Source organism: Porticoccus sp. (assembly GCA_023261185.1).
Lineage (GTDB): Bacteria > Pseudomonadota > Gammaproteobacteria > Pseudomonadales > Porticoccaceae > Porticoccus > Porticoccus litoralis.
Map to the genome: position 1 here is coordinate 1 of JALRJN010000005.1, position 11,302 is coordinate 11,302.

General features: G+C 55.1%; 11 protein-coding genes and 1 tRNA gene. 1 reads left to right on the plus strand and 11 read right to left on the minus strand.

The genetic code is table 11. From position 1 onward, the window contains the following. Window positions 1-87: 87 nt before the first annotated feature. The 8 genes from ACYZYZ_RS00530 to rlmE form a co-directional block, all read right to left on the minus strand. Complete coding sequence (locus ACYZYZ_RS00530; protein ID WP_461482887.1) at window positions 88-483, minus strand: Arm DNA-binding domain-containing protein; 396 nt, start codon at window positions 481-483, stop codon at window positions 88-90. Between the two features lie 164 nt (window positions 484-647). After that, a tRNA-Leu gene (locus ACYZYZ_RS00535) sits at window positions 648-732 on the minus strand. A 12-nt stretch (window positions 733-744) separates the two neighbouring features. Beyond that, window positions 745-1,125, minus strand: a complete 381-nt coding sequence (gene secG / locus ACYZYZ_RS00540; protein WP_305170143.1) for a preprotein translocase subunit SecG — start codon at window positions 1,123-1,125, stop codon at window positions 745-747. Between the two features lie 20 nt (window positions 1,126-1,145). Next, entirely contained in the window at window positions 1,146-1,871 is a 726-nt protein-coding gene (gene tpiA / locus ACYZYZ_RS00545; RefSeq protein ID WP_461482888.1) for a triose-phosphate isomerase, read from the minus strand. A 126-nt stretch (window positions 1,872-1,997) separates the two neighbouring features. Further along, a complete protein-coding gene (gene glmM, locus ACYZYZ_RS00550) occupies window positions 1,998-3,338 on the minus strand; it encodes a phosphoglucosamine mutase (protein ID WP_461482889.1) in 1,341 nt (446 codons plus the stop codon). A 2-nt stretch (window positions 3,339-3,340) separates the two neighbouring features. Beyond that, window positions 3,341-4,177, minus strand: coding sequence for a dihydropteroate synthase (folP, locus tag ACYZYZ_RS00555; RefSeq protein ID WP_461482890.1), 837 nt, complete (start codon window positions 4,175-4,177; stop codon window positions 3,341-3,343). 107 nt (window positions 4,178-4,284) lie between these two features. Continuing rightward, window positions 4,285-6,195 carry an ATP-dependent zinc metalloprotease FtsH gene (ftsH, locus tag ACYZYZ_RS00560; protein WP_305170168.1) on the minus strand — a complete coding sequence of 637 codons (1,911 nt, stop codon included), beginning with the start codon at window positions 6,193-6,195 and terminating at the stop codon, window positions 4,285-4,287. Window positions 6,196-6,299: 104 nt separating this feature from the next. Further along, a complete protein-coding gene (gene rlmE / locus ACYZYZ_RS00565; RefSeq protein WP_305170139.1) occupies window positions 6,300-6,917 on the minus strand; it encodes a 23S rRNA (uridine(2552)-2'-O)-methyltransferase RlmE in 618 nt (205 codons plus the stop codon). Between the two features lie 56 nt (window positions 6,918-6,973). On the opposite strand from rlmE, the gene yhbY reads away from it, so the two are divergent. Then, window positions 6,974-7,276, plus strand: coding sequence for a ribosome assembly RNA-binding protein YhbY (yhbY, locus tag ACYZYZ_RS00570; RefSeq protein WP_305170138.1), 303 nt, complete (start codon window positions 6,974-6,976; stop codon window positions 7,274-7,276). A 57-nt stretch (window positions 7,277-7,333) separates the two neighbouring features. On the opposite strand, the gene ACYZYZ_RS00575 is transcribed toward yhbY, so the two are convergent. The 3 genes from ACYZYZ_RS00575 to carB form a co-directional block, all read right to left on the minus strand. After that, on the minus strand, window positions 7,334-8,233 hold the full coding sequence (locus ACYZYZ_RS00575) for an alpha/beta hydrolase (RefSeq protein WP_305170137.1): 900 nt from the start codon (window positions 8,231-8,233) through the stop codon (window positions 7,334-7,336). 217 nt (window positions 8,234-8,450) lie between these two features. After that, window positions 8,451-8,927 (minus strand): transcription elongation factor GreA, encoded by a 477-nt coding sequence (greA, locus tag ACYZYZ_RS00580; RefSeq protein WP_305170136.1) that lies wholly within the window; start codon window positions 8,925-8,927, stop codon window positions 8,451-8,453. Next, on the minus strand, window positions 8,927-11,302 hold a 2,376-nt coding region (carB, locus tag ACYZYZ_RS00585), incomplete at its 5' end, for a carbamoyl-phosphate synthase large subunit (protein ID WP_461482891.1). The genes greA and carB, both read right to left, overlap by 1 nt.

Genomic DNA, 11,302 nt, shown 5'->3' on the forward strand with positions numbered 1-11,302 from the left:
ATTTGTAATCGGACTTGCTGCAGGGGCTGGACCTGATAAGACTAATGAAGCAATTAACAAGGCCTTATCCAAAGGAAGCGAAATATCTCAGTCTGCAAAAACAAAAGCAACAGAGATGGCTGAGTCTGCTAAGTCGAAAGCTATTGAATTAAAAGATAAAGTAAAAAAATAATTTTTTACTGAATAGTTATTCTGTGCATTCAGACGCATCCCTTGCCTCTCGTTCTGCCTTAAGAGACCAGGATCAACACTCTGAGCCAACTGACGCCTTGCCTCTATCGTTGCTTCGCGGGCTTCTTTAAGTGAGACAACAGGGTAGACGCCTAAGGCAAGAGTTTTCTGCTTATTAAGAAAGCGGTATTTGAGCCGCCAGTATTTAGAACCATTAGGCTTCACTAACAGCCGTAGGCCCTTCTCATCAGTCAAATAATAGTCTTTGAGCTGAGCTTTAGCTTGCCGAACTTGCATATCTGTTAGAGGCATTTGGTGCTACCAAATCAAAATTGAACCGAGATAGCACCAAATGTAGCACCAGATAGCACCAGATGCCAGCAGACACCTATTGACAGGGGTGGACGGTTCAGACACAAAAAACCCCGGAAAACCGGGGTCTTATGTACATCTTTGGACTTCCTTGGATGTTGAGATGGTGCCCAAGGCCGGACTTGAACCGGCACGGCTTACGCCACTACCCCCTCAAGATAGCGTGTCTACCAATTCCACCACTTGGGCAATTAACGGTTGTTACTCTGTACCTGCAGGAGCGGGAATGTCTTCCACAGGTGCCGAGGGTATATCTTCATCTACGGAAGGAATGTCCGATTCCTGGACTTCTTCCAGTATTTCCATTTGTACGGCCTCGAGTTCAGGCAGCACTTTATCACCGACTTTGGCGTTATCCTTGGCCATTACCGCCAGGGCAAAGCTGGTGACAAAAAATACGGTCGCCATGATGGCGGTGACCTTGCTGAAGAAGTTCCAGCCACCGGCACTGCCGAATACGGTTTGTGAGGCACCGGAACCAAATGATGCGCCGGCTTCTGCGCCCTTGCCCTGTTGTACCAGGATCAGTCCAATAATGGACAGAGCCGTCAACAGGTGAACAATCAATATCAGTTTTTCCATTTGCCTGCTTCGCCTTGAGGTTAGGCCAGTTTACAAATCTCGCCAAATTCGGCGCTGTTCAGTGAGGCTCCGCCCACTAGAGCGCCGTCGATATCCGGCTGAGCAAACAGCTCGGCCGCATTGGCAGCTTTTACACTGCCGCCGTAGAGCACCCGGGTGCCCTCGCCGTTCGCGCCCAACTGCTGGCGAATGGCCTGATGTACTTCCTGAGCCTGTTCGGCGGTGGCTGTTTTGCCGGTGCCTATGGCCCAAACCGGTTCGTAGGCGATGACCGCACTGCAAACCGCTTTTATCCCAGCTGCCTGAATCACTGCATCCAGCTGGCTGTTAATCACTGTCAGGGTTTCACCCTGTTCACGCTGCGCTAGAGTTTCCCCGACACAGAGTATGGGCACTAGCCCTTCGGCCTGGGCCGCCATAAATTTGGCTGCCACCTGTGCGTCGTTCTCGCCGTAGAGCGTACGCCGCTCGGAATGGCCAACTATGGCGTAACGGCAACCGATGTCGCGCAACATATCGGCACTAACTTCGCCGGTATAGGCACCCTGCTGCTGCTCAGAGACATTCTGTGCGCCGACACCAATGTCGGTGTCATGCAGAGTCGCAATCACCTCGGGGAGATACACGTAGGGCGGACAAACCACCACTTCCACTCCACCAAGCTTCGGCAAGCCTGCCAGAAGCGCTGCAATCGATTCGCGAGAACCGTGCATTTTCCAGTTGCCTGCTACCAGGGGACGACGCATATTAAGGTTTTCCCGGCCCTGAAAAGGGGCGCAATATTAACGAAGTTACCGCCAAACTACAACTGATCAGGGTGCGATTCCAAAGGGCCAAATACGCCGTTCTTCGGCTTTCAAACCAACCTGCAATCAACCGACTTCGTGTGTCACCACTTCCGCCACACGGGTCACCAGTTCATCCACCAGTTTGGCGTCTTCTCCCTCCACCATTACACGCACCAGCGGCTCGGTACCGGAGGGGCGCAATAGCACCCGTCCTCTATCGCCCAAGGTCTGCTCAGCGTCTGCCACGGCCTCTTGTATGCGGGGGAAATTTTCCAATTTGAAGTTCTGCTTGATGCGCACATTGATCATCTTTTGCGGGAATTTTTTCATGCCCTTTTTCAGATCGTTCAGCGAGGTGTCGGTATCGCGCATGGCATAGAGCACCTGCAAAGCTGCCACTACTGCATCGCCGGTAGTCGTCAGGTCGCTACAGATGATGTGGCCAGAACTTTCACCCCCTAACTGCCATTTGCGTTCGCGCATGGCTTCGATCACGTAGCGGTCTCCCACCTTGGCGCGGAAGAACGGAATACCCAGCTCTTTAAGCGAGATTTCCATGCCGAAGTTGCTCATCAGGGTACCCGCCACACCACTGCATTCGCCTTGTTGGTGGCGGTGCTTGGCAATGACGAACAACAATTCGTCACCATCCACCATGTGACCCTTGTGATCGACGAACAACACGCGGTCGCCGTCACCGTCGAAGGCGATGCCCATATCGGCACCCTCACTGGTCACAGCTTCCTGCAATAATGCCGGTTTGGTCGAGCCGCAGTTTTCGTTGATATTGAAACCGTCAGGGTTGACCGCCATTTCCACCACTTCAGCACCCAGTTCGCGGAATACACTCGGCGCGGTATGGTAGGTGGCGCCATTGGCGCAATCCACCACCAGTTTCAAGCCTTGCAGGTTGCTTCCCGCTGGCAGGGTGCCCTTACAGAATTCAATGTAACGTCCTACCGCATCAGGGACCCGATGCGCCTTGCCCAGTTTGCTGGACTCTTCGGTGAGGATGTCATTTTGCAAATATTGTTCGATGGCCAGCTCCACTTCATCGGGCAGCTTGAAGCCATCACCGCCAAAGAATTTGATGCCGTTATCATAGTAGGGGTTGTGCGAGGCACTGATAACAATACCCGCCTGGGCACGGAAGGTGCGGGTCAAGTAGGCAATGGCTGGCGTCGGCATGGGACCGAGAAGGGCTACATCCACCCCCCCAGCAATCAACCCCGCCTGTAGGGCCGATTCAAACATATAACCGGAGACGCGGGTGTCCTTGCCCATCACAATCAGTTTGCGGCCCTGGGTCTGCTCGCTGAAGACCTTCCCCGCGGCCCAGCCCAGTTTCAGGACAAAATCAGCGGTGATCGGGTGAACACCCACTCTGCCACGAATTCCATCTGTACCGAAAAATTTTCTTCCCATGTCTATCTCTCGATCGCTGTCATTATTTTCAATGCGTCAGCCGTAGCCGATACGTCGTGCACCCGCACAATGCTGACGCCCTGTTGCGCGGCCAACATCGCCATGGCCACACTGCCTACCATGCGCTGCTCAACTGGCTTGTCCAGCAGCGCACCAATCATCGATTTTCGGGAGACGCCCACTAACAGAGGCATTCCCAACTGTTGTAACTCCCCCAAACCCCGGAACAAGTCCAGGTTATGTTGCAGGGTTTTGCCAAATCCGAAGCCCGGGTCCAACAGCAGTTTATCTCGCCCGATTCCGGCAGCCTCACAGGTTGCCACACGCTCAGCCAGAAAGTCTTTGACCTCCTGCACAACATCTTCATATTCCGGGCGTTGCTGCATCCTATCCGGCTCGCCGGACATATGCATCAGGCACACGGGCAAGCCGGTATCAGCGGCTGCCTGTAATGCCCCGGGACGTCGCAGCGCCCGCACATCGTTGATCAGGCTGGCCCCCGCCTCTGCAGCGGCGGTCATAACCTCAGGGGTACTGGTATCTACAGAAACCGGCACATCGAAACGTGCTGTTATCACCTCGACCACCGGCACTACCCGCTGTAATTCCTCTGCCACTGTAACGATGGCAGCGCCCGGGCGGGTGGACTCGCCACCCACATCGATAATATCTGCTCCTTCCTCAACCATGGCCTCTACCCGCCGCAGGACCCTGGACATATCCAGATGGCCATCACGGGCATGAACGGCACCACCATCGGAAAAAGAATCGGGGGTGGCATTCAACACGCCCATAATGCGGGGGGTTGAGAGGTCCAGCAGGTAGCGCCCCAGCTGCATCAGCTAGAGCTCTGATTGAAAGCAAAGCCAGGGATGAATCTCAACATGGAAAAACAGCTTTCAGAATTGCACAAAAGCCCCCGGCCAGGGATTGGCCGGGGAACTGTTTAATGCTCGTTGGCAGGACCACCCACGGTGCCGACATCATCGGCATCACCGCTATCGGTTTCGCCGCCATCGGGGCCGGGTCGACCACCGAAACCCTGGTCGTGCCAGTCGCGTGGAGGACGTACTGGCTTACGGGCCATCAGATCATCCACCTGATCGGAGTCGATGGTTTCGTACTCCATCAGGGCATCTTTCATGGCATGCAGCACGTCGATGTTGTCTTCAAGGATTTTCTTGGCACGGTCGTAACTCTCATCCAGAACACGACGCACCTCAATATCGATTTCCCGAGCGGTATCTTCCGAATAGGTGGTATTGCCGGTACCGGGCACCTGGGACTCTTCCTGGCCATACAGCACCGGTCCCATGGAATCCGATAGACCCCAGCGAACCACCATATTACGAGCCATTTGGGTGGCGCGCTCAATATCGTTGGATGCCCCGGTAGTCACCCCATCGGCTCCGTGAATCAGCTCCTCGGCAATACGCCCACCAAACAAACTGCACAACTGGCTGGACAGCTGACGGCGGCTCATACTGTACTTATCTTCTTCCGGCAGGAACTGGGTGACACCCAGAGCCCGGCCACGGGGAATAATACTCACCTTATGAATCGGGTCGTGCTCCGGCATCATGCGACCGACAATGGCGTGACCGGCCTCATGGTAGGCAGTATTTTCCTTTTCCTTCTCCGACATCACCATGGAGCGCCGCTCGGCACCCATCATGATTTTGTCGCGGGCTTTTTCGAACTCTTCCGTGGTCACAATCCGCTTGTTGGCGCGCGCCGCGAACAGGGAGGCCTCGTTCACCAGATTGGCGAGGTCGGCCCCGGAAAAACCGGGAGTTCCGCGGGCGATAATGCCCAGGTCAACGTGCTCGTCCAGCGGCACCTTGCGCACGTGCACTTTGAGAATCTGCTCGCGACCGCGAATATCTGGCAGGCCGACAAAGACCTGGCGGTCAAAACGGCCGGGGCGCAGCAGCGCCTTATCGAGTACATCGGGGCGGTTGGTGGCGGCGATGACAATAATGCCTTCGTTGCCCTCGAAACCGTCCATTTCCACCAGCAACTGGTTCAGGGTCTGCTCGCGCTCGTCGTGACCGCCGCCGTAACCGCCACCGCGGTGACGACCCACTGCATCAATCTCATCGATAAAGATAATACAGGGAGCCTGCTTCTTGGCCTGCTCGAACATGTCGCGCACCCGGGAAGCACCCACACCAACGAACATTTCCACAAAGTCGGAACCGGAAATGGAGAAAAATGGGACCTTGGCTTCGCCAGCAATGGCCTTGGCCAGCAGGGTTTTACCGGTACCGGGTGGACCCACCATCAGCACGCCCTGGGGAATACGGCCACCCAGGCGCTGGAAGCGTGAGGGATCGCGCAGGAAGTCCACCAATTCATGGACATCTTCCTTCGCTTCATCCACACCGGCCACATCGGCAAACGTAGTTTTGATCTGGTCTTCACCCAACAGGCGCGCCTTGCTCTTGCCAAAGGCCATGGGGCCGCCACGGCCACCGCCGCCACCCTGCATCTGGCGCATGAAGAACATGAAGATGGCCAGGATCAGCAAAATCGGGAACGATGCTACCAGCAGTTGCGTCCACAGGCTCTGCTGTTCCGGCTCACGTCCCTGAACGGTGACGTTGTTGTTGAGCAGGTCGCCCATCAGCCCGGAGTCCGGGACATTGGGGCGAATGGTCTTGAAGCTACTACCGTCGGCGCGCTTGCCCTCGATGGTCAGACCCTGGATCTCTACATTGGTGATCCGACCTGTCTGCACCTCTTCAATGAAAGAGGAGTAACTGATCTCATCCTCTTTGGCGGGGGGACTAAAATTCTGGAATACCGACAGCAATACCGCCGCGATAATCAGCCACAACACTAGATTTTTGGCCATATCGTTCAACTAAACTTCCTCACATTAATGCTGACGACATCCATCGTGCAGCAACACAGGGGACCACTTCTGAATGGCCCCCGCTAACTAATACTCTTTTACTGTTACTTTAGACCACGGGCCACCAGATAAACTTCCCGCGAACGGGACCGGGAAGCATCGGGTTTGCGGGTTACCACCCGCTGAAAACGGCTTTTAACCTCCTGTAGAAAGCTGTCAAAACCCTCGCCGTGGAATACTTTGGCAACAAAAACGCCCTCAGGTTTCAAAACCTGAGACGCTAAATCAAGCGCTAACTCTACCAGATACATGGCCCGTGGCTGATCCACCGCTTTCATACCACTCATATTGGGGGCCATGTCTGAAATTACAAGGTCTGCCTGCCCATCGTCCAGCAATTGCAGAATTTCTTCAAACACAGCTTCCTCGGTGAAATCGCCCTGCACGAAGTCCACACCGGCAATACTGTCCATGGGCAGTATGTCCGAAGCGACTACCCGCCCTTTATCACCCACCAGTTTAACCGCCACCTGGGACCAGCCTCCGGGTGCAGAACCGAGGTCAACAACAGTCATTCCGGGCTTAAAAAGGCGATCTTTTTCCTGAAGTTCCAGTAACTTATAACTGGCACGGGAGCGATAGCCCTCCTGCTGGGAGCGCTTCACGTAGTGGTCTTTGTTGTGTTCCTGCAGCCAGCGGTGGCTGCTTTTTGAGCGTCCCATATCAACCTGATAGCAGTTCGGCTAGAATACGCGCCGTTAAACAGGACAGCTATTCTATGACACTTTCCAACGAGGACAAAAAGCATCTGCGCCGACTGGGCCATAATCTCAATCCGGTAGTGACCGTGGCTGGCAATGGTCTCAGCGAATCCGTTCTCGCCGAGATTGATCGAGCCCTGAACGATCACGAGTTGATCAAGGTAAAACTGGCGGTTGGCGGCAAAGAAGCCAAACAGCAAGTGATTGCCGAAATCACCGAAAAGCTCCATGCCGAGGCCGTACAGTCCATCGGCCACATCGTGCTGCTGTTGCGCCGCTCAGAAAAACCTAACGCCCACCTGTCCAACCTGCTGCGGTAATCCATACCCGCAGCCACACTGCCCCTTCACTAACCGGCAAATGGTTGCGCACCTGGGCTATTTGCCCAGGTGCTGTAGAAACCATTCCTGCGCTGGTCCTGAGGCCGCTTCGAAGTCATTCACATAGGCATCGAAATGTCCCCCTGATAGAGTCACCAGCCGTTTTGGACCAAGTGCCTCTTCGTAAGCCTCAAGGGCCAGGTCGGAGACCGTCAGCACATCATCCAGCGCCACAATCATCATAAACGGCGTCGGGCTGATATAGCGGGCATAACTGATAGGTTCATATTCGGTGAACATTTCCACGGAACGCAATGTCACCTCGTTATGCCACGAGGGTGCACGGGTTTTTCCGGTCTCGGTGAACCAGGTCCAGCTGTCCGGGGTGGGCAGTGCCGAAGGCGCCGCCGGGTCCTCGGCTACCACAGGAATCATGGCCGGGGCCGCGCCGTTCATTCGTGCTCGACGGTCTTCATCGAACATGGCCTGTACCGAGGCAAGGTAATCAGAGCGAATCAGCCTGCGCACGTTGCGATGGCCACTGGCCAGCGGCACCTGGGAAACCACACACTTCACCCGGCGATCCAGTGCGCCCACCACCATAACGTGCCCGCCGCTGTAACTTGACCCCCAGATACCGATCCGCTGGGCATCGGTTTCCGGCAGGGTTTCGGCGTAGGTAATAGCATCGCGGTAATCGCGAACCTGCTGCCAGGGATCAATTTCATAACGGGGCTCGCCATCACTGGCCCCGAAGTTGCGGTTGTCGAACACAACGGACGCCAGGCCGACTTCGGCAAATGCTTCCGCAAAGCGGTCGAGATACATTTCTTTTACGGCCGAAAAACCATGGGCCATGACGATGGTTGGCACTGGCCCCTGGGCACCCTCCGGCACATAGTGCCAACCCCGTAGCGTCACCCCATCTTCGGTTTTGAACTCGATATCCTTGCGCATGTAAATGCCCCCTGTTTTTATTTTGAGGGCACATACTGGCAGAAAGTAATATTGGCGTCGACAAGGCGCACAACTCCGTCACCAGCAACACGCTTGCAAGAAAAAACCGGACAAACCCTGTTACTCAGCCGCGCTGGCGAAAGACAAACATAAAAAAAGGGGCTTTTCAGCCCCTTTGCGGTGATCGTCAACAATCACATGAATAAACAACTGGCACTTAAAGGTGCTTCACATCATCTATTTCGTATTCCACGTCGCCGGACGGCGTTCTGACCACAACAATATCGCCAATTTCCTTGCCAATCAGCGCCCTGGCGATGGGAGACTGGTAGGAAATCTTGTTGGATTTCACATCCGATTCATCGTCACCAACAATCTTGTAGGTCACGGTTTCGTCGTTATCCAGGTTGATAATGTTCACAGTGGAACCAAAGATCACCTTATCCCCGGCGGGCATCTTGGTGACATCAATGATCTGCGCATTACCCAGTTTGCCCTCAATCTCCTGAATACGACCCTCGGCAAAACTCTGCTGCTCACGGGCTGCATGGTATTCAGCATTTTCTTTCAGGTCACCGTGTTCTCGGGCCTCGGCGATTGCCGCCACGATACGCGGGCGTTCCACTTTCTTGAGATTGTCGAGCTCCTTGCGGAGCTTTTCCGCACCCTCAACCGTCATGGGAATTTTTTGCATCAGACATTCCTCTTATGCAGTTCCTGCAATCGTCTCACTTTTATTTCACCCGCTTGAGCCAGGGCCATGCACACCGCCTGACCGCCAGCCAGCGTGGTTGTGTAATACACGCCGTGTTGTTCCGCGCTGGAGCGAATGGTGGATGAGTCGGCAATCGCCTGACGACCCTCAGTGGTATTCACAATCAGGTCAATCTGGTCGTTTTTGATCATATCCACAATATGCGGACGACCCTGTTTGACCTTCATCACCCGCTCCACCGGCAATCCGGCATCCTCAATCAGCTGAGCTGTGCCGCCTGTGGCCACAATTTTGAAGCCACAGTTGATTAGCCCCTGGGCGACACTAGCAATGCCGGGCTTGTCCGGATCGCGTACGCTGAGGAACGCCGTGCCCGATGTGGGAATCGGGTCACTGGCACCCAGTTCTGCCTTGGCATAGGCCTCGGTAAAGGTATCGCCAACCCCCATTACTTCCCCGGTGGACTTCATCTCGGGGCCGAGAATCGGGTCGATACCCGGGAATTTGTTGAACGGTAACACTGCCTCTTTCACGCTGAAATAGGCCGGAATAATTTCGCGGGTAAAGTTCTGATCCGGGAGGGACATGCCCACCATGCAACGTGCCGCAATTTTTGCCAGGGATGTACCAATACATTTGGACACAAACGGTACAGTACGTGATGCCCGGGGATTCACTTCGATTACATAGATCTTGCCATCCTGCCAGGCAAGCTGAACGTTCATCAGACCCTTCACGTTGAGCTCTACGGCCATGGCCTTAACCACGTCGCGCATGTCGTTCTGCACATCTTCCGGCAGACTGTACGGCGGCAGGGCACAGGCGGAGTCACCGGAGTGAATTCCCGCCTGCTCAATATGTTGCATGATGGCACCAATCACCACATTTTCGCCGTCACTGACCGCGTCGATATCGACTTCAATGGCCGAAGACAGGAAGTAATCCAGCAACACCGGTGCATCTTCTGAAACCTGCACGGCATCACGCATGTAGCGTAGTAACTCTTCCTCACGGTAGACGATTTCCATGGCCCGGCCACCCAGTACGTAGGATGGTCTGACCACCAGCGGATAACCGATACCTGCCGCTGCACCTATCGCTTCTTCACTGGAACGGACAATGGCGTTGGGTGGTTGCAGCAAGTCCAGCTTGTGAATCATCTGCTGGAAGCGTTCACGGTCTTCCGCCCGGTCAATCGCATCCGGGGTGGTACCAACAATCGGCACACCTTCGGCTTCCAGGGCACGGGCCAGTTTTAACGGCGTCTGACCACCAAACTGAACGATGACACCCTTGGGTTTCTCCAGACGGACGATTTCCAGCACGTCCTCCAGGGTAACGGGCTCAAAATACAGCCGGTCAGAGGTGTCGTAATCGGTGGAAACGGTCTCGGGGTTACAGTTGACCATAATGGTCTCGTAACCATCTTCACGCATGGCCAGCGCCGCATGAACACAGCAGTAATCGAATTCAATACCCTGACCGATACGGTTGGGACCACCGCCAAGGACCAGGATTTTGTCACGCCCTGAGGGCTGCGACTCACACTCTTCCTCATAGGTTGAGTACATGTAGGCAGTAGCCGTCGCAAATTCCGCTGCACAGGTATCAACCCGCTTGTAAACCGGGTGAATACCGAGGCTGTGACGGTGCTTGCGCACTGCGGCTTCCGACGTCTCCAGCAATACCGCCAGTCGTTTATCGGAAAAGCCCTTGCGCTTCAGCCTGAACAGTTTTTTCTCATCCAACGCCGTCAGAGAATTGCCCTGCAGAGCCTGCTCCTGCTTGATCAGATCTTCAATCTGCACCAGGAACCAGCGATCAATAGCAGAGTGTGCAAATACCTCATCCACCGTCATCCCGGCACGGAAAGCATCACCCACATACCAGATGCGCTCGGCACCGGGGTTGCTGAGCTGCTCGAGCAGTTCGGCCATGCCCTCTTCGGAGGAAGCATCCACCTTCGGTTCAAAGCCGGCAGAGCCTACTTCAAGGCCACGCAGGGCTTTCTGTAGGGACTCCTGGAAAGTGCGACCGATGGCCATCACCTCTCCCACCGATTTCATCTGGGTGGTGAGTTTGGCGTTGGCCTGGTTGAATTTCTCAAAGGCAAAACGCGGAATCTTGGTGACCACGTAGTCGATGCTGGGCTCGAAAGACGCAGGCGTAGCACCGCCAGTAATGTCGTTCTGCAATTCATCCAGCGTATAACCCACCGCCAGCTTGGCCGCCACCTTGGCAATGGGGAAGCCGGTAGCTTTCGACGCCAGGGCGGATGAGCGGGAAACCCGGGGGTTCATCTCGATCACCACCAGACGACCATCCTTGGGGTTCACGGCAAACTGCACGTTGGA